General features: G+C 70.7%; 16 protein-coding genes and 1 pseudogene. 10 read left to right on the top strand and 7 right to left on the bottom strand.

The genetic code is table 11. The annotated features are described in order from the left end of the window. The first annotated feature begins 93 nt into the window (after positions 1-93). Positions 94-1,854 (top strand): ABC transporter ATP-binding protein, encoded by a 1,761-nt coding sequence (locus ACFWI9_RS04255; protein WP_387158960.1) that lies wholly within the window; start codon positions 94-96, stop codon positions 1,852-1,854. Next, positions 1,851-3,767: an ATP-binding cassette domain-containing protein gene (locus tag ACFWI9_RS04250; protein WP_387158959.1), complete on the top strand. Its 1,917-nt coding sequence runs from the start codon at positions 1,851-1,853 to the stop codon at positions 3,765-3,767. The genes ACFWI9_RS04255 and ACFWI9_RS04250 overlap by 4 nt, the downstream gene beginning before the upstream one ends. Before the next feature lie 557 nt (positions 3,768-4,324). Here ACFWI9_RS04250 and ACFWI9_RS04245 read toward each other — a convergent pair. Next, on the bottom strand, positions 4,325-4,930 hold the full coding sequence (locus ACFWI9_RS04245; RefSeq protein ID WP_387158964.1) for a response regulator transcription factor: 606 nt from the start codon (positions 4,928-4,930) through the stop codon (positions 4,325-4,327). Between the two features lie 367 nt (positions 4,931-5,297). On the opposite strand from ACFWI9_RS04245, the gene ACFWI9_RS04240 reads away from it, so the two are divergent. Further along, positions 5,298-6,398: a hypothetical protein gene (locus tag ACFWI9_RS04240; protein ID WP_387158958.1), complete on the top strand. Its 1,101-nt coding sequence runs from the start codon at positions 5,298-5,300 to the stop codon at positions 6,396-6,398. Positions 6,399-6,682: 284 nt separating this feature from the next. On the opposite strand, the gene ACFWI9_RS04235 is transcribed toward ACFWI9_RS04240, so the two are convergent. Both ACFWI9_RS04235 and ACFWI9_RS04230 read right to left on the bottom strand, forming a co-directional pair. Continuing rightward, positions 6,683-7,234 (bottom strand): HupE/UreJ family protein, encoded by a 552-nt coding sequence (locus ACFWI9_RS04235; RefSeq protein ID WP_387158957.1) that lies wholly within the window; start codon positions 7,232-7,234, stop codon positions 6,683-6,685. 3 nt (positions 7,235-7,237) lie between these two features. Continuing rightward, positions 7,238-8,479, bottom strand: coding sequence for a hypothetical protein (locus ACFWI9_RS04230; protein WP_387158956.1), 1,242 nt, complete (start codon positions 8,477-8,479; stop codon positions 7,238-7,240). Positions 8,480-8,521: 42 nt separating this feature from the next. Between ACFWI9_RS04230 and ACFWI9_RS04225 the strand changes: the two genes are divergently transcribed. The 3 genes from ACFWI9_RS04225 (at position 8,522) to ACFWI9_RS04215 (ending at position 10,848) form a co-directional block, all read left to right on the top strand. Beyond that, positions 8,522-9,130, top strand: a complete 609-nt coding sequence (locus ACFWI9_RS04225) for a TetR family transcriptional regulator (protein ID WP_387158955.1) — start codon at positions 8,522-8,524, stop codon at positions 9,128-9,130. A 291-nt stretch (positions 9,131-9,421) separates the two neighbouring features. Then, entirely contained in the window at positions 9,422-10,069 is a 648-nt protein-coding gene (locus ACFWI9_RS04220) for a TetR/AcrR family transcriptional regulator (RefSeq protein WP_387158954.1), read from the top strand. Next, entirely contained in the window at positions 10,066-10,848 is a 783-nt protein-coding gene (locus tag ACFWI9_RS04215) for a hypothetical protein (RefSeq protein ID WP_387158953.1), read from the top strand. The genes ACFWI9_RS04220 and ACFWI9_RS04215 overlap by 4 nt, the downstream gene beginning before the upstream one ends. Before the next feature lie 174 nt (positions 10,849-11,022). On the opposite strand, the gene ACFWI9_RS04210 is transcribed toward ACFWI9_RS04215, so the two are convergent. Further along, positions 11,023-11,337 carry a hypothetical protein gene (locus tag ACFWI9_RS04210; RefSeq protein ID WP_387158952.1) on the bottom strand — a complete coding sequence of 105 codons (315 nt, stop codon included), beginning with the start codon at positions 11,335-11,337 and terminating at the stop codon, positions 11,023-11,025. A 120-nt stretch (positions 11,338-11,457) separates the two neighbouring features. Between ACFWI9_RS04210 and ACFWI9_RS04205 the strand changes: the two genes are divergently transcribed. Next, positions 11,458-11,586, top strand: coding sequence for a hypothetical protein (locus tag ACFWI9_RS04205; protein ID WP_387158951.1), 129 nt, complete (start codon positions 11,458-11,460; stop codon positions 11,584-11,586). Positions 11,587-11,909: 323 nt separating this feature from the next. Then, positions 11,910-12,515 (top strand): hypothetical protein, encoded by a 606-nt coding sequence (locus ACFWI9_RS04200; RefSeq protein ID WP_387158950.1) that lies wholly within the window; start codon positions 11,910-11,912, stop codon positions 12,513-12,515. A 214-nt stretch (positions 12,516-12,729) separates the two neighbouring features. Here ACFWI9_RS04200 and ACFWI9_RS04195 read toward each other — a convergent pair whose 3' ends face one another. Further along, on the bottom strand, positions 12,730-13,269 hold the full coding sequence (locus ACFWI9_RS04195) for a hypothetical protein (RefSeq protein WP_387158949.1): 540 nt from the start codon (positions 13,267-13,269) through the stop codon (positions 12,730-12,732). Between the two features lie 81 nt (positions 13,270-13,350). Here ACFWI9_RS04195 and ACFWI9_RS04190 point away from each other — a divergent pair, with 81 nt between their 5' ends. After that, entirely contained in the window at positions 13,351-13,983 is a 633-nt protein-coding gene (locus ACFWI9_RS04190; protein WP_387158948.1) for a TetR/AcrR family transcriptional regulator, read from the top strand. A 71-nt stretch (positions 13,984-14,054) separates the two neighbouring features. On the opposite strand, the pseudogene ACFWI9_RS04185 reads toward ACFWI9_RS04190, so the two are convergent. Further along, positions 14,055-14,256, bottom strand: a pseudogene (locus tag ACFWI9_RS04185) (Uma2 family endonuclease); the annotation flags it as partial. Positions 14,257-14,315: 59 nt separating this feature from the next. Here ACFWI9_RS04185 and ACFWI9_RS04180 point away from each other — a divergent pair. After that, a complete protein-coding gene (locus ACFWI9_RS04180) occupies positions 14,316-16,352 on the top strand; it encodes a thioredoxin domain-containing protein (protein WP_387158963.1) in 2,037 nt (678 codons plus the stop codon). 46 nt (positions 16,353-16,398) lie between these two features. Here the strand turns inward: ACFWI9_RS04180 and ACFWI9_RS04175 are convergent, their stop codons facing one another. Then, positions 16,399-17,124, bottom strand: a complete 726-nt coding sequence (locus ACFWI9_RS04175; protein ID WP_387158947.1) for a hemolysin III family protein — start codon at positions 17,122-17,124, stop codon at positions 16,399-16,401. Positions 17,125-17,344: the final 220 nt, after the last annotated feature.

Here is a 17,344-nt window from a genome sequence, read left to right as displayed (position 1 = left end):
GCGGCGGGGCGGGGGGCCGGGGCGGCGGCCCCCGCCCCCCCGCCCGCCCCCCGGACCGTTCAGACGCCCCGGACGAGCAGGAACGAGCAAGCCATGAGCCAGCTCCGGTCTCCCGGCCAGGCCACCGGAACCGCCCGGCGGATGCTGTCCGGGGCCGCGCGTGCCTCCGCGGTTCGGCTGGTGGCCGTCGCCGCCGCCGGAGTCGTCTCGGCGGGAGCCGCCATCGCGCTCCCGGCCGTACTGGGGCACACACTCGACCTGCTGCTCGACGGCGCCGCGAACGCGGGGTCGTGGCTCGCGCTCTGCGCCGCGCTGATCGTTGCCGACATGCTGAGCGACAGCGCGTCGGCACTGCTCACCGGGACCGTCAACGCCCGCTCCGCCGCCTGGACTCGCGGCCGCGCGCTGCGGCACCTACTGGCGGTCGGACCCCGCGGAGCAGCCCGATTCACCCCTGGTGACCTGGTGACCCGGCTGACCGGCAATGCGGCCGAGGCCGCCGTGGCCCCGGCCACCCTGGCGGCTGCCGTGCCGGCCCTCGCCCTGCCGATCGGCGGCCTGGTGGCTCTGCTGCTGATCGACGTATGGACGGCCGTCGCCTTCCTGGCGGGAGCGCCGGTGCTGGTGCTGCTGCTGCGCGCCTTCACCCGCGACACATCCGACGCGGTGTCCCGGTACCAGCGGGTCCAAGGCGATATCGCCACCCGGCTCGTGGAGGCGCTCGGCGGCGCGCGCACGGTCGCCGCAGCCGGTACACAGGAGTGGGAGCGCGCCCGGATCCTGGCGCCGCTGCCGGAGCTCGGACAGCGTGGACACCAGGTGTGGCGGGTCTACGGCACGGCCGTCGCACGGGGCGCGGTCCTCGTGCCGCTGCTGGAGACGGGGGTGCTCGCGGTCGGCGGACTGCGTCTCGCGGCCGGAGAGCTGACGGTGGGTGAGCTGCTCGCCGTGTTCCGCTACGCCGCCCTGGCCGCGGGTATCGGCGCGGTCGTGGGACAGCTCGGCGCGCTGGTACGCAGCCGGGCGGCGGCCCGCCGTACCGCGGAGCTGCTGACCGTACCCGCCATGGCGTACGGGACCCGCGGGCTCCCCGAAGACGGCCCGGGACGGCTGGAGTTCCGGGACGTCACGGTGGTACGGGAAGGGCGCCCGGTGCTACGGGACGTGAACCTGGTCGTGCCCGGCGGTGCCACGCTCGCCGTGGTCGGACGCTCCGGCGCGGGCAAGACGGTCCTGGCCGAGCTGGCCGGACGGCTCGCCGATCCCGACACCGGGACCGTACTGCTGGACGGCATACCCCTGTCCGAGCTCGAACGGCAAGCACTGCGAAGGGACGTGGGCTACGCCTTCGAACGTCCCACGCTGTTCGGCGCGACGGTGGCCGACGCCCTGGCCTTCGGCCCGTACGAGCCGGGCGAGCCCGCGGTGACGGCCGCGGCCCGCGCGGCCGGCGCCGATCCGTTCGTCCGCCGCCTCCCCACCGGCTACGCCACCCCGCTCGGCGACGCCCCGCTCTCCGGAGGCGAAGCCCAGCGTCTCGGCCTGGCACGGGCCTTCGCCCACGCGGGCCGGCTGCTGGTGCTGGACGACGCCACTTCGAGCCTGGACAGCGTGACCGAACGCCAGGTCGTCCGCGCCCTGCTGCACGAGGTCCGCCCCGGCACCCGTGTGGTGATCGCCCACCGGGCGTCGTCAGCCGCCCGCGCCGACCTGGTGGCCTGGCTCGACGGCGGCCGTATCAGAGGCGTCGGGCCGCATGCCGCGCTGTGGGCGATACCGGAATACCGGGCGGTGTTCGCGGCGGCGGCCGCTGACGGCGAGCGCGACGACGCGCACCCGCGGGCAGCGCGATGACGGGCCAGGGGGGTGCCCCGGTGACGGCGACGAAAGCGGGGGACGGGGAAGCCGTCCGCCCGGGAGCCGCTGGGGCGACGGCGGCGCGGGGGGCCGGGCCCGATGGCCGCCGCAGTACCCGCCGCAGCACCGGGAGGGGAGCGCTGCGGCGGGTACTGGGCCGGGCGGTTCCGTTTCTCGCGCCGCGCCGGCGGGTGCTTCTGGGACTCGCCGGCTGGTCGCTGCTGGAGTCGGGGCAGACCTTTCTCGGCGGATACGGCGTGGCCAAGGCGCTGGACGGCGGCTTCCTCGCCGGGCGGCCGGGGGTCGGTCTCGGCTGGCTGGCGGTGGCCGCCGTTGCTGTGGTCGCGGGCGGGGTGGCCACGAACCGGATGTTCCACCGGCTGGCCGAGCTGGTGGAGCCGCTGCGGGACGGGCTGGTGCGCCGGGTCGTCACCGGCGCGCTGGGGGGCCTCTCGTCCGGAGCCGGGGACCGTACGGCGATGTCCAGGCTGACGCACCAGACGGAGGCTGCCCGGGACGGGTTCGCCGGGCTGGTGCTGGTCCTGCGGTCGTTCGTGTTCACCGCCGCGGGTGCCCTGCTGGGCCTGCTGGCTCTCGCGCCCGCGCTGCTGCTGGTGGTGCTGCCGCCGCTGGCCGTCGGCCTGGTGCTGTTCACCGCCGCGCTCGGGCCGATGGCCGCGCGGCAACGGGAGTTCCTGCACACCGATGAGCAACTCGCCCAGTGCTTCGCCGAGATCGTGCCGGGGTTGCGGGACGTGGTGGCCTGCGGTGCGGAGGAACGAACGGTCGGGACGGCGGAGGAGCTGATCGACGCCCAGACCCGGGCGGCGCGTTCGCTCGCGCGCTGGGCCGCCGTACGCACCCTCGCGCTCGCGCTGTCCGCGCAACTGCCGATCGTGCTGCTGCTCGCCGCCGCTCCCTGGCTGCTGCGCCAGGGAGTCACCGCGGGAGCGCTGCTCGGGGCGCTCACCTATCTGACGCAGGCGCTGCTGCCGGCCCTCCATACGCTGATGACCGGGCTGGGCGCGGCCGGCACCCGGCTGCTGGTGATCCTCGACCATCTCACGGGCAGCCCCCGACCCAGGAGCGGTCCCGACGGGCCGGCCGACGCGGATGGGGAACGGCTACCGGTGGCGCGCGCTCCGCGGCTGGAGCTGCGGTCGGTGTCCTTCGCGTACGGCCCGGGCGCCCGGCCCGTCGTGGACGCCTTGGACCTTGTCGTGGAGCCCGGTGAGCACCTGGCCGTGGTCGGGCCCAGCGGTATCGGCAAGTCCACGTTGTTCGCCCTGGTCGCGGGGCTGCTGGAGCCGGACGACGGGGACATCCGGCTCGACGGGGTGCCGGTGCGGCAGTGCCCCGGCCGGTACGCGGCGGCGTACACACGCGCTCTGATACCGCAGGAGGCCTATGTGTTCACGGGCAGCCTGCGCGAGAACCTCCTGTACCTGTGCCCCGGTGGCGCGTCGTCCACGGCGGTGGAGTCCGCCGTGGCCGCGATCGGCCTCGAACCCGTGGTGCGGCGGCTCGGCGGTCTTGACGCGCCCGTCGGACCGGGGGCCCTGTCCCAGGGCGAGCGGCAGCTCATCGCACTGACCCGGGCGTATCTCTCGCCTGCCCGGCTGGTGCTGCTGGACGAGGCGACCTGCCACCTGGACCCGGCCGCCGAAGCCCGCGCCGAACACGCCTTCGCCGCCCGCCCCGGCACCCTGATCGTGATCGCCCACCGCCTCACCTCCGCCCGCCGGGCCTCCCGTGTCCTGGTCCTGGACGGCGTACACGCCATCTCCGGATCCCACCAGGACCTGCTGGCCCGTTCGGAGTTGTACCGGGACCTGGTGGGGCACTGGGAGGCCGAGACCAGCCCTGCGACAGGGTCGGAAGCCGGGACCGTACGGGCCAAGGACACCTGAGCGTCACTGCCCACCCCGGGCCCTGAGCCCCGGGCCCGAGCCGTGAGGGCTTGGGCTCTGAGTCGTGAGCCGGGCTCGGAGCCTTTGCCCGCGCCTTGATCCGTGCCCCAGGCCCTGAGCGGGCCCTGAGTGGGGAGGTCCCGAGCCTGAGCTCCTGAGCCGTACTGGGTGCCCCAGGCCACGAGCCCGTGAGCCGGGAGTCCCGAGGCCTGAGCCGTGACCCGGGCCGTGACCCGGGCCTGAAGCTGCCCTGAGCCCCCGGGCTTTGAGCCGTGAGCCCTTGAGCCCTGACCTGGACCCGGAGTCCCGGGCTCGTGAGCCCCCAGGCCCTGAGCCGTCCCAGAGGCCCTGGCTCGAGGCGTGAGCCTGAGCCTCGTGGGGCTCCAGGCCGTAAGCCCCCAGGCGCCTGAGCCCGTGCCCTGAGCCCCGTCAAGCTAGGGCTGGGCCCCCGGGCCCCGGACCGGGGGCCTGAGGCTCGGAATCCCAGGCCCAGGCCCAGGCCCAGGCCCAGGCCCAGGCCCAGGCCCAGGCCCAGGCCCAGGCCCAGGCCCCGGGCCTCAGACCCAGCCCGCGTGCTGCGAGATCCGAATCGCGTCAACGCGGTTCCGGGCACCCGTCTTACGGGTGATCGCGGACATGTAGTTGCGTACGGTTCCCCCCGACAGATGCAGGCTGCGTGCGATCTCGGCGATGGTCGAGCCCTCGGCTGCCAGCCGCAGCACGCTCAGCTCGCGCGGTGTCAGCGGCATCTCGGCTGCCTGGAGAAACCCGAAGGCGAGCGACTCATCGATGAAACGTTCCCCCTCAGCGACTCGCCGGATTCCTTCGAGTAAACGCTGAGGACCGCCGTCCTTGCTGACGTACCCCAGTGCGCCCGCGTCGAAGGCGCGCCGTAGCAGACCGGGCCGGGAGCCCGTCGCGAGTACCAGCAGTGCGGCGCCCATCCCGGTGATGCGCCGGGCGAGTCCGGCCACCGTGCCGAGCATCGTCGACCCCGGGCAGTCGACGTCTACGACGCAGACGTGGGGCCGCAGCGACTGTGCCTGTATGACCGCGGAGCGCCAGGAGGAGGGGATGACCTCGAAGTCGCCCTCCTTCCCCAGCAGCGCGGTCAGCGCCGATCGCATCAGGCTGGTGTCGTGCACGAGCAGTACCCGTATCAACCCCGTCGCCTCCTGTCGCGTGTGCACGGAGCCCCTTTGCGCCGCACACATCCGGTCATTCAGTCGTACAACCGGTGCCCCGTGCCGCGGTGGCTAGTCGGTCCTGGGGAGGCACGGGAGCGCACGCCCCCCACTCTGTGCGCCGGGGCGTGCGCAGGCGTGCCTCCAGCGCGCGAACACGCATACGGGCGCCCCCCTTCGGATCGCGCAGGTCACATCTCCAGCGCGCCGGCCATGGCGCGCATCCCGAGCGGCAGGCGCGACAAGACGTAGGTCACGATGGTGTGGACCGAGGCCCGCAGAGTGAACCGAGCCGATCCGGCTGGTCGTTGAACTCGTCGCGGTAGGTGAAGACAGGGGGTCGGAAATGGGTGGGGGCACGCAATCAGGTGGTTCGTCCCGGTCTGACGAGGAGTGGGACCGGTTTCTTCGCGAATCGGTGGAAGGGGTCGCCGACGCGCCCAAGGAGGAGTCGGCGCGTGCCCGCGAGTCGGCCGCCCGTCTGCGCTCGGCACCCGAACGGCCTGAGGGCTGGCGAGTCCATACACCTGTGGAGCGCGGGGGGTCCAAGGGCTGGTACATGGTCGCGATGCTGGCGGCGCTGGTGCTGCTGGCACTGGCGTTCGCCCCTGCGTCGATCACGGGTCTCTTCGGCAGCGACGGCTCGGACTCGAGCCCTCTCGCCGACGAGACCGCCCGACCAGACCGGGCGCCCGAGGCGGATACGGCCGGGCGCCCCAGCCTGGAGGAACCATTCCGCGGTTCACCCGCGGCACAGTGGGCGAACGGCGTGGCGGGGATCACCGTGCCGCGAGCCGAGGCCGTCGGCTGGATGGGCGCGGCGGAGGTCGAGAAGGCTCTCGCCCGCAGCCGCGACTTCCTCGTGGCCTCCAGCCTGGACCGCGGGGTGCTGCGGGGTGAGCGACCGGACAAAGCCGTCGCGTTGATCAACCCGCATCAGGAGGACGTGCAGGCGTTGCTGCGGACCGCATTCACGGCGCCGGGGAAGGAGAGCGACCCGCTGCTGCTTTTCAGCCGCTTCGAGCCGTCGCGTACAAAGCTGGTGGGCGACGAGATCAAGACCCGCGGGCGGCTCACCTACCAAGAGGGCGAGCGCGGCGCGCTGCGGGTGACCGCCGATGTCACCTTCGTCTACCCGGTCACCCGGGTGGGCGCGGACGGCGACGACGAGGTCGTGCGCACGATCGTCCGGCGCGAGTTGGTTTTGAGCTGGGACGACCCCGCCAAGGTGGTCACCGAGCCGGGAACGTTCTCGATCGTGTCGTACAAGTACCACGTGACCAACGGCGGATGCGGCGCCCCCACCGGCTACCTCGCCCCGCCCTTCGGCACACAGGCCGCAGACGCCACGGCCGGCACCGAGATCGACCCGTACGACCGCAGCAAGCCGGTCGACGGGCCCGGACCGGCGACGGACGGCGCGTGCGAGAAGGCCACGCGGTCCTGACCCGCTCGCGCGCCGCCGAGGACGCATGGGTGCCGGGGCCTACGAGCGCGGATCAGCCGAGCGCGGCGGAGCTGTGCCGGCTTCGCCGGGCGGACGTACTCAAGTAGATCGTCTACTTCAAGGTCGCTGGCTCGGTACAGCGTTCGCCAAGTGGTGATGTGCTGGTCGGCGAGCCAATCCCGCACCTCGGTGGGTCCAATGTGATCCGAGTCGGCTGGCCGGCCGATGGCGTGTGCGAGGGCGCGGGAGTGGATGCCAGAGACCAGTAGGTGGCGGGTTTGTTGTCACGCTTGCAGTGTTGCTGTCACGAGCCATAGTCCGATCGCTGTGGCCGATGCGCCCGCGATCCGCAGTGCGCGTCCTCCGTGGCGCCAGTCGGTCACCAGCAGGGCCCCCACCGCACCGGCCACGTGAAGGCCCGCCGTGGTGACGAGGATGCCCAGTACGTACCCGACTTTGCCTTCCTGCGACGCGTATTCGAGGCCGTGAGCCGATCCGTGGCAGAGGCCGAAGACGGCTACCGCGGCGGCTGCGGCCGCGGTGGTGACCCGCAGGCGGAAGGCGATGGCGAGGCCGAGGAGCACGACGGACATCGCGATGGCCACTTCCGTGCCGGGAAGTTCGATGCCGGCCAGGCCGGTTGCGCTTCCGACGGCCATGGCGGCGACGAAGCCGGCTGGTACCAGCCACAGGGCGGATCGTTTGCCCAGCTGGGCGCTCCACGCTCCCACTGCCACCATCGCGGTGGTGTGGTCCCACCCGGTCAGTGGGTGCAGCCAGCCCGAGCCCCCACCGAATCCGTGGGCCAAGACGACGTCAGTGATGGTTCCGCTCATCAGTCAGTGCCCCTTCTGCTTGTCGGTTTCGGTTTCGGCTTCGGCCAGGGCAGCGGCCTTGCTGCCGCGGTGTGCCCGAAGGATCTGTCGCAGGGCGATGACCGCCACGACGGTCGGGAAGAGTGCGGTGTACATGCCCGAGAAGTAGCTGTAGTCGCCGCCGTCCTGCAGCATTTTGACGACGGGGAAGACCACCAGGTGCGTCGGTTCCCCAATGATCATCCCCACGATGAGGAACCACAGGACGAAGTTGCCGAAGGCACCTCCGTGCCACAGGCTCCACGCCGCGAAGACCCAGACCACCATTCCGAAAAGCCCGATGAACGTGGTGAACGGCCCATCCGGCCACGGCTCCCCGGTGATGCCTGCGACGCCCTGGTTGAAGTGCGTCAGAGCCTCCTCTCCCACGTGCGCGTAGAACAGGGCGAGCATCAGGAGAAACAGCGGCACGTGGTACGCGGGATCGGCAGGCCGCCGCGAGGTGGTGCGGCGCCAGCCGATCATCCCGCCGACCATGGAACCCACGACGACCGTGACCGGCAGCATGCTTCCGGCCTGGCGGAAGAAGGTCACTCCGTATACCGCGACCAGAGCCACCAGGAGCACGCTCCACAGATTGCGCTGCCTGTCGGTGAGCGGTCGCGGCGCCTCGACGGCTTCTACCGCCTTCGGTTTCAGAAGGCGCTGGACCAGCACGGCAACGGCAAGCAGCTGACCGGCTGTCGCCGCGACACCGGCCGCGGAAACAGCCGGACGGGACCAATCGGCCGACGGGGCCAGCGTGAGGAAGACCAGGCCGTCCGCAGTCGCGAACAGTGCTGTCCACCACACGGCTGTGCTCGCGCCGGGGAGACGGCGGCCCAGCAGATATCCGCCGAAGAGCATCACCGTGACGGGTACCACGACGAAGGCGATGAACCAGGTGTTGCCGTCCAGCGGGCCCTCCGCCCAGTCGGCGGCGCGCCCGAGCCGCTCGCCGTAGTTCATGTTGAACCGGGCGGTGTCCGCCGCCAGCATGAGGACGATCACCAGAATGTACGGCCCGGTGGCGCTGGCCGCCTTGTCGGCCCGGACGCGGGCACCCAGAACGATCGCGGCGACACCGAGCAAGCCGGCGGCGAGGGCAACTGTGCCACCAGCGGAGGCAAGAACCCCCGCAGTGGCGGTGGTGACAACGGCGACTGCCGTTCCGCGGGCGCCCAGACGTGTGTCGGAGAGAGGGAATGAAGTCTTCGAAGCAGCCATGCGTGGGACGGTAAGCACGCCGACCTGTGTTATTCAATGCTGATGAATAAATCGCGTGGGCGTCCTCCCGGCCGCTCCGACACCCGTGCCCGCATCCTGGCCGCAGCCCGGGAGTCGTTCCTGCGGCACGGCTACAACGCCACGACCATGCGCGCCGTGGCGGAGTCGGTCGATGTGGATCCAGCCCTGATCAGCTACTACTACGGCACCAAGCAAGGACTGTTCGGCTCCGCCATGTCGCTGGGCATCGCTCCCGGCCAGGTGATCGACCGCGTCTTGCGCAGCGAGCCCGAGCGGTTGCCCCAGGCCATCCTCCAAGCCGTACTCACGGTCTGGGACAACCCCGACATAGGGCGGCCTCTCACCTTGCTGGTTACCCAGGCGCAGCGCGACCCCGCACTCCAGCGCACCTTCGGGGAGTACGTCCAACGGGAACTGATCGGCCGCCTCGCGGCCCACATCGGCGGCCGGGACGCCACGGAACGGGCCAGCGGCATGCTGACCGTGACACTCGGAATGATCATGAGCCGGTATGTGCTCAAGCTGCACCCCCTGGCCAGCATGGAGCCCCAGCGCGTACAGCAGCTCCTGACCCCCAGCCTGACTGCTGCCCTCCATCAGCCCGGCACACCCCGCACGCGCGGGCGATGAATTAAGCCGCCGCCGGCGGTCCTGATCGCGGAGACCCGCCACAGGCGGCGATTTTCACCCTGGAACGGCAGGTCAAGGGGCCGGTACGGCGGTCGAGCGCGCGACGGGTCCGCCCCGCCCGCCCCCCCGCTGCGCGGCTGTCGCCGGACCGGCCCCATCGGTGACCGCGTCGTCACGCCGGGCGCCACGCCCTGGGTCACCCTCGAACCGCGAGGACGCGTCCAGGGCGCCATCCGTCACAGTGGTGGGCTGCCTCTTCCTCGTAACCGAACCGTACGGTACGGTTCGGTTATGGATAAAGTCAGCAAGGCCGCGGAGAGGCGGCAGCGGATCCTCCGGGCAGCCGGGGCTGTCTTCAGCGAACACGGATACGCGGGAGCGTCGATGGCGCAGATCGCGACAGCCGCCGGGGCGTCGAAGGAGACGTTGTACAGCTATTTCGGCGACAAGCTCGGCCTGCTGCGCGAGGCCCTGACATCGCTCGTCCAGGCTCCCGATCGCACAGCCAACCTTGCTCTCTCAGCGGAACCGGCATCACCAGAAGAGTTCGAATCGCTGCTGGGCGACATCGCGCAGGCCTTGGTGGCGGACCTCATGCAGCCCGCCTACCTCGCGCTCGCCCGGGTCGTCGTCGCCGAGACACCCCGGAATCCCGGCCTGGCGGACCAGTTCAAGGCCGCCGTCGCGGACCGGGCCATCGGTGAAGTGGCGGCAGTCCTGAACGCCGGCAGGGAACGCGGTCTCGTCGACCCCGCCATCGATACGGAACCGGCGGCGCGAGCCCTGATCGGATCCCTGCTTACCTACGTCCTGCTCGACGGCCTGCTGCGCCACCCGTCCGAGATCCAGCCCCCCGCCGCTGACGCCATCCGTGCACAAGCGGCCCTCTTCCACCGCGCCATCCGCGCACCCCGCCACCCGGACCAGGAGATCCCATGACCGACCGCATCACCAACCCCACGCCCGCACGCGCCGCCGACAAGGACATCAGGACCAGCTGGACCCGTGCCCGACTCATCGAGCCCTCGGCCTCCGGCTTCGTGCACATAGGTGCCAGCAGCGGAGCCTGGCGCACCCCCGTGGTACTCCCTCGGGCGCGGCGCCGGAAGATCCTGGACGCGATGCATGTGGCGGCCGCCGAACTGCTGAGCGACCCGCGTGTCACTCGCGCCGACGTGTTCGAGGCGTTCATCCGCCCGCCCGGCCGACGTCCGCACGGCCCGGGCCGGGATGTACCGGACGCGGACTTCGACGCCGTCCTTCTCGTCGAGACCACCGACGTTCACGGCGCCGAGGAAGTCCTCCGCGAGGCCACCGTCACCGGGCTGCAGGCCGAGCTCGACCGGACGGCTCAACGGTCGCTGGTGTTCGCAGGGTCCAACGCCCGCCGCATCGCCCGGGTTGACCACGAACGGCAAGGCGTCTTCCTGTTCAACTACTTCTCCGCGGACGACGTCGACACCAACCTGTACGCCTGGCAGTACACCGCAGGCTGGTTCCAGGACGAGACGGGCCTGGACAACTCGACCGTCCTGCAACCCACCGAGTCCGGCAAAGCCCCCTACAGCCTGGTCAACCACTGTCGATGGGACCATATGAGTGACGTCATGCCCTCACTCGTGTTCAAGCCCAGCTTCCGCAAGTTCGTCCTGCGCACCTTCGCCGAGCACCGGGTGGCCGCACGCCCCATCTTCTACAGGCTGCACCGGGCAAACTGACGCGCTTTCATGCCTCACGCCGAGGCGACGCCCGGCTCACGCCGCCCGTGACGCGGTGTGACTCCCCGCTTCCGGCCGACGGTGCCCGCTGTCGCCGCAGCCGGAAGCGTGACCAGGCGACGACCGCGCGCCTCGGTCAGCCCGCTTCGCTCGAACCGAGTGCGGCGGCCCGCCTTACCAGCCAGCCGCGATGTCGTCCCAGTCCGAGCCGTGCATCCACAGACTCTCGGCAGCCTCTCGCAGCAGTGTCGGCTCGTCCGGCCGTTGCAGGAGCGCCGGCCGATAGGCCAGGTTCCGGATCCAGACCGGCAGGTGGCCATCGACCCCATGAGGGCTGAGCTCATGGAGCATGGCGAGGATCGATTCAGCGTCGGCGAAAGTCAGCTCCTCGACGAAGTAACGCTCACGGTACTCAAGTCGGCACTCCGGCGTGGATCGGTACTCGTCTCCGTAGAGGCACCCGGCGTGCTCAGTCAGAGTGCGGTGCATGACCTTGAGGGTACGACTCCCTGGTACGCCGGACAGTGCCCAGGCGACATGAAGGCGACACCCGGTTCATCGCGAAGCGGGATGAGCGGTGTTACAGCAGTGTCGGCGAGTTTGGGGCGAATGACCCGCATCGCCACCACCCGCAACACCACTGCACGCCGCCTGCGCAATGTCGGCCTGCGACTGCTCGGCCACACCGGCTTCCGCACCAAGCTCGCCACCGAACTTGCCGAACTCAACTACCGGTGAACCGAATGGCCAGGGGACCGAATCAAGACACCCCATGACCGACACACTGACCGCGACCGTGCCGACACACGGCAGCCAAGGTCCGCGCTTCGGACCCGGCCCGGTCAAGTTCCGCCGTCGCCATGAGTGTTCTGACCGGTGTCGTCCTCGCCCTCGCGTCGCGGGCCCGGGAACAGGCCTGGGCGGTCTCGGGGATCAGCCCCAAGTGCCCGTCGTCCTCCCCCGCGCGGGGGAGGAGGCCAAGTCCACCGGCGGACGCGGAACCGCGAGCAGCGAGGTGAGCATGGGGGTGCCAAAACTCCCCGGCGAAGGGAAAGACCCAGATGAGCCCCAACCGCCCCCAGGCCACCGTCCACGTGCCGCGCAGCGTCAAGTGGGTGGCGTACGCCATCCCTTTGTGTGTCCTGCCGTCGGGGGTGTGGCGCATCGCGCTCGTCGCCGGGTGGCCCGACTGGTACGGCGGGCACGACTGGCTGCCGGGAGAGCGGTCGTACGTGCTCTCGCTCTCACTGGTCGCCGAGTGTCTGGCGCTGCTCGCCCTGGGGCTTGTCCATCCGTGGGGCGAACGGCTGCCCGCCTGGGTCCCCTACGCCGGAGGCCGCGTGCTGCCAGTCCGCGCGGTTGTCGTCCCGGCCTCCGTCGGAGCTGTGCTGGCCACCGCCTTGGCCGCGTACGCCACCCTGAACCACGTGTTCCAGTTCGTTGCCCCGTTGAACAACACCGGTGAGGCGTTGCCCAGCAGCGGCCCGGGGGCGTGGGCCCTGTGGGCCTGCTACACCCCGATCCTCGCCTGGGGGCCGCTGCTGGGAGTGGCAACGCGGGCCTACTACCTGCGCCGGACCCGAGGTGAGGCTCTTGCGGCGGCCACCCCCCCGCCAGGGGGTGGCATCACAGATCGCGAAGCGCTGAACTCAGGCCGGGCATGCTGACACGGCGTACGCGGCAGTCTCCGACTTCCCCGGACACTCTGCCCAGCCGAGGAAAGTCGCCCCGTCGAGATTCTTGATCTCGCAGAGCCGGAACCGTTCTCACCGGAAACCCGCCGCCGATGGCGAGTACGTCCCCACCACGACCAGCCCGACACCGGTCCCCGGGCAAACCGGAATGATGCCGCTCAGACGACCGAAGAGATCGGGTCGCCCGCTACGTGTCCGTCCGAGCGGCACCAGGACCATCGGTTCGGGCCCGGCTGATGAGCCGGTACGCGTCGGTCAGCAGATCGGGGGCGAGCCGGCGGTGAATCCTGGCCAGCGGCGGCCAGATGCGCGAGGCCAACCGGCGGTCGTAGCGGATGAACGTGGCAAGGGAGACGTGTTCGTCGTCGGCCTGGACGACCAGGTCCCCGGTCAGGAACCAGGATTGAGCCTCAAGTCTGATCCAGTCGTGGCCGCGAGCCGCGATCCGCCATCCTGCCACCCGGTCAGGTGACGCCCTGAGCCGCAGGCGGAGCAGGGCCCTCCAGACGAACTGCCCTCCGAGGCCCGCCACGTCCTCGAACATGACCCTTGCCCACTGCTCCGGTGACGTGCCCGCTTGCCCGCCGGCCAGATGGAAGAGATCGGCGTAGTCGGAATCGGTCAGGGTGCTGAGGGCGCGAATCCGCTGCGGGATCGGCTGCTGTTGGCGGACGGCCGGGACGGAAGCCGTGCCTGTTTTCGAGTCATGCCCTGGTTTGGCGGCCATAGCCCCTCCTTGTGGTCTGACGCGCAGTAGTGTGAAACACTAACCTACATGCATGTACGTATGTAAGTGAGTGGGATGGTGATGATGATCCGGAAGTCGGCGGTGGTTCGCCGGACGCAGGCAGACCGGCGGGCCCAGACCAGATCCGCCCTGCTGGAGGCCGCGGCGCGCGGGCTGTCCACGTACGGGTACGCCAATCTGGTCCTGGACCGAGTGGCCGCAGCGGCGGGCTATACGCGCGGCGCCCTGTACCACCTGTTCGCCGGCAAAGAAGAACTCGCGCTCGCGGTGGTGGGGTGGGTCGAGGAGACCTGGGAGGCCGAGGTGGGCGGTCTCGTCGACGCTGAATCCGACCCCGTCGAGGCGCTGCTGGCGCTGGCGCGGGGGCACGCCGTCTACTGCCGCCGCGACGTGGCCAACGTCATGATGACCTTGAGAGTCGAGTTCGCGGGCCAGGACCATCCGGTCGGCCGGGCGATCACGGACATCGTCAGCCGGTTGGAAGCCGACTGTGCCGACCTGATCGCTGCCGGTCGTAGCAGCGGTGCCATCCCGCCGGGGCCGCCGCCCGCCGAGACGGCGTCGGCCTATCTCGGTGTCATCGAAGCGGTCGGGATCCAGCTCGCCGATCGTGCTCCCCACGATGTCGAACTCGCCCAGAGGGCCGTCCGAGGCTTGCTCAACCTGCCACCCGTCCAGGAGACCCATGAATGAGACCTCCCGACACCACGTCCCCGTCGTGTCGCTGAGGGATCCACAAGTTCAACGCCCGGGCACCTTGGTCGTCAGGTGGCTACCAGATCCACAGTGACGGGGAAGGGGCTGGCAGCCTTGATCGCGCCGGTGAACTCGCCAGTCCCTGTAGGCCTTGGCCGCGAGGTCGAGAACGTAGGTGTAGATGATGGAGACACCGGTGGCGGCCTGTTCCACCCGCCAGTAGAAGGGGATGCCGGCCTTGGCGTACTGGTCCACCTCCACAATGCGGTCCCTGATTCGGCAGATGGGCGGGCTTCGCCGTCAGGGTGCAGGTGTTGTGAGAGGCTGGGCTGATGAACCGGCTGGCTGGTGTGACCTCGCCTTATCTGCTGCAGCACGCTGACAATCCGGTCGACTGGTGGCCCTGGACACCGGAGGCTTTCGAGGAAGCGAGACGACGTGACGTCCCTGTCTTCCTGAGCGTCGGCTACAGCGCCTGCCACTGGTGCCATGTCATGGCGCACGAGTCCTTCGAGGACGAGGCCACCGCCGCGTATCTGAACGAGCACTTCGTGCCCGTCAAGGTGGACCGCGAGGAGCGCCCCGACGTGGACGCGGTGTACATGGAGGCGGTGCAGGCGGCGACCGGGCAGGGTGGCTGGCCCATGTCCGTGTTCATGACGCCGGACGGGGAGCCCTTCTACTTCGGCACCTACTTCCCGCCCGAGCCCCGGCACGGCATGCCGTCGTTCCGGCAGGTGCTCGAAGGCGTGCACGACGCGTGGAAGGAGCGGCGGGACGAGGTCGGGGAGGTCGCCGGGAAGATCACCCGCGATCTGGCTGCGCGGCGGCTCGACCACGGGCTCGACCGCGGGGTCCCGGGGGATGAGGAGGCCGCCGCCGCGCTGCTGAGTCTGACCCGGGACTACGACGCGGTGCACGGCGGATTCGGCGGGGCGCCGAAGTTCCCACCTTCGATGGTGGTCGAGTTCCTGCTGCGGCACTACGCGCGCACCAGCGCCCAGGGAGCTCTGGAGATGGCCGCCGACACCTGTGAGGCCATGGCCAGGGGCGGGATTTACGACCAGCTCGGTGGGGGGTTCGCACGGTATTCGGTGGACCGGAGCTGGGTTGTGCCCCACTTCGAGAAGATGCTCTACGACAATGCGCTGCTGTGCCGGGTCTACGCCCATCTGTGGCGGCTGACCGGCAGTGAGCAGGCCCGGCGGGTCGCCCTGGAGACAGCGGACTTCATGGTGCGGGAACTGCGCACCGCCGAAGGCGGCTTCGCCTCGGCGCTCGATGCCGACAGCGCCGTCGACCATGAGAGCGAACGGCATGTGGAAGGGGCGTACTACGTCTGGACGCCCGGGCAACTGACCGCGGTGCTGGGCGCGGAGGACGCTGAGTTCGCCGCGCGGTACTTCGGGGTGACCCAGGAAGGCACCTTCGAGGAAGGCGCCTCCGTGCTCCAACTGCCGCAGGACGGGCCCGCCGAGGATGCCGCGCGGGTCGCCTCCGTGCGGCAGCGGCTGCTCGCCGCCCGTGAGCGGCGGCCGAGGCCGGGGCGGGATGACAAGATCGTCGCCGCCTGGAACGGTCTCGCGATCGCCGCGCTCGCCGAAGTGGGCGGCTACTTCGACCGGCCAGACCTGGTCGACCGGGCCACGGAGGCGGCAGACCTGCTCGTACGGCTGCACCTGGACACCGGCGGGCGGCTGCTGCGGACCTCCATGGACGGCCGGGCCGGTGCCAACGCGGGTGTGCTGGAGGACTACGCCGATGCCGCCGAAGGCTTCCTCGCGCTGGCGTCAGTGACCGGCGAGGGGGTCTGGCTGGAGTTCGCCGGGCTGCTGCTGGACGGGGTGCGGGACCGCTTCACGGGATCCGAAGGGGAGCTGTACGACACCGCTGACGACGCCGAGCGGCTCATCCGGCGCCCTCAGGACCCCACGGACAACGCCGCGCCTTCCGGCTGGACCGCCGCCGCCGGCGCCCTGCTGTCGTATGCGGCGCACACCGGCTCCGAGCCGCATCGCACCGCCGCCGAGCGGGCGCTGGGGGTGGTCAAGGCGCTGGGTCCGCGGGTGCCCCGCTTCATCGGCTGGGGGCTCGCAGTCGCCGAGGCGCTGCTGGACGGGCCGCGTGAGGTCGCCGTGGTCGGGCCGAGGTCGGACCCTGCGACGCGCGCACTGCACCGCGCCGCGCTGCTCGGCACCGCTCCGGGCGCGGTGGTCGCGGCCGGGGAGCCGGACCAGGGGGAGTTCCCGCTGCTCGCGGACCGGCCGCTGGTGGGTGGTGGGCCCGCCGCGTACGTCTGCAGGCATTTCGTCTGCGCCGCGCCCGTGACCGACGAGGCGGCACTGGAACGGGAGCTGACCCCGTAGGAGCTGTCGGCGTACGCCCAGGGGGCCCGGCGGCCGGTCGGGCCGTCTACCCGTGCTGGTACGCCACCAGTGAGATACCCACGTAGTGGACGACGAAGGCCGCCAGCGTGAACGAGTGGAAGACCTCGTGGAAGCCGAACCAGCGCGGCGACGGGTTGGGGCGCTTGATCCCGTAGATCACGCCGCCCGCGCTGTAGAGCAGACCGCCGATGATCACGAGGACGAGCACCGCGACTCCGCCTTTGCGCATGAAGTCGGGCAGGAAGAAGACCGCCGCCCAGCCCATGGCGATGTAGCAGGGCGTGTACAGCCAGCGGGGGGCGCCGACCCAGAACACCCGGAAGGCGATTCCCGCCACCGCTGCCGCCCATACCGCCCACAGGAGCACCCGCGCGGTGGAGTCAGGCAGGAGGAGCAGCGTCAGCGGGGTATACGTACCGGCGATGATCAGGAAGATGTTCGCGTGGTCCAGGCGGCGCAGTACGGCCTCGCCCCGCGGGCCCCAGTCGCCTCGGTGGTAGAGCGCGCTCACGCCGAAGAGCAGACAGGCGGTGAGCGTGTAGATACCACAGGCGATCCGGCCGCGGGTCGAGTCCGCGAGCGCCGTCAGCACGATGCCGGCGATGATCACAGCGGGGAACATCCCGGCGTGCAGCCATCCGCGCAGTCGCGGCTTCAGGGGCTTCAGCGCCGTTGGGAGGTCGTGCTCGGATCCGGCGGATCCGGTGGTCGCGGCGGGTACTTCGGTCGCGGCTGAGGCGGCTGCTGTCATGGGCGGCATGCTACCTACGCCTCCGTAACTTCACGGAGTGGTGTGCTCCACGTGTGCGGACATTCATATGCACGGAGTGGCCATGCTCACGTGAGAGGTCCTCTGGACATATGCGCACACGGCACGGATGATCAGATGAGTGCGGTCGGCACCGGATGAGCGGCTACGAAGCATCCGGGTCGCAGCCCCCACGGGGCACCCAACTTCAGACCCCTCACTT

It is taken from the genome of Streptomyces sp. NPDC127084 (assembly GCF_042724175.1).
Lineage (GTDB): Bacteria > Actinomycetota > Actinomycetes > Streptomycetales > Streptomycetaceae > Streptomyces.
Note: the sequence above shows the minus strand (reverse complement) of the source record. Positions and strands in the feature narration are given on the sequence as shown.

Coding starts and splice junctions, on each gene's coding strand:
- ACFWI9_RS04255 (WP_387158960.1), top strand. CDS start 94: ATGAGCCAGCTCCGGTCTCCCGGCCAGGCCACCGGAACCGCCCGGCGG.
- ACFWI9_RS04250 (WP_387158959.1), top strand. CDS start 1,851: ATGACGGGCCAGGGGGGTGCCCCGGTGACGGCGACGAAAGCGGGGGAC.
- ACFWI9_RS04240 (WP_387158958.1), top strand. CDS start 5,298: ATGGGTGGGGGCACGCAATCAGGTGGTTCGTCCCGGTCTGACGAGGAG.
- ACFWI9_RS04235 (WP_387158957.1), bottom strand. CDS start 7,234: ATGAGCGGAACCATCACTGACGTCGTCTTGGCCCACGGATTCGGTGGG.
- ACFWI9_RS04230 (WP_387158956.1), bottom strand. CDS start 8,479: ATGGCTGCTTCGAAGACTTCATTCCCTCTCTCCGACACACGTCTGGGC.
- ACFWI9_RS04225 (WP_387158955.1), top strand. CDS start 8,522: ATGAATAAATCGCGTGGGCGTCCTCCCGGCCGCTCCGACACCCGTGCC.
- ACFWI9_RS04220 (WP_387158954.1), top strand. CDS start 9,422: ATGGATAAAGTCAGCAAGGCCGCGGAGAGGCGGCAGCGGATCCTCCGG.
- ACFWI9_RS04215 (WP_387158953.1), top strand. CDS start 10,066: ATGACCGACCGCATCACCAACCCCACGCCCGCACGCGCCGCCGACAAG.
- ACFWI9_RS04210 (WP_387158952.1), bottom strand. CDS start 11,337: ATGCACCGCACTCTGACTGAGCACGCCGGGTGCCTCTACGGAGACGAG.
- ACFWI9_RS04205 (WP_387158951.1), top strand. CDS start 11,458: ATGACCCGCATCGCCACCACCCGCAACACCACTGCACGCCGCCTGCGC.
- ACFWI9_RS04200 (WP_387158950.1), top strand. CDS start 11,910: ATGAGCCCCAACCGCCCCCAGGCCACCGTCCACGTGCCGCGCAGCGTC.
- ACFWI9_RS04195 (WP_387158949.1), bottom strand. CDS start 13,269: ATGGCCGCCAAACCAGGGCATGACTCGAAAACAGGCACGGCTTCCGTC.
- ACFWI9_RS04190 (WP_387158948.1), top strand. CDS start 13,351: ATGATGATCCGGAAGTCGGCGGTGGTTCGCCGGACGCAGGCAGACCGG.
- ACFWI9_RS04175 (WP_387158947.1), bottom strand. CDS start 17,124: ATGACAGCAGCCGCCTCAGCCGCGACCGAAGTACCCGCCGCGACCACC.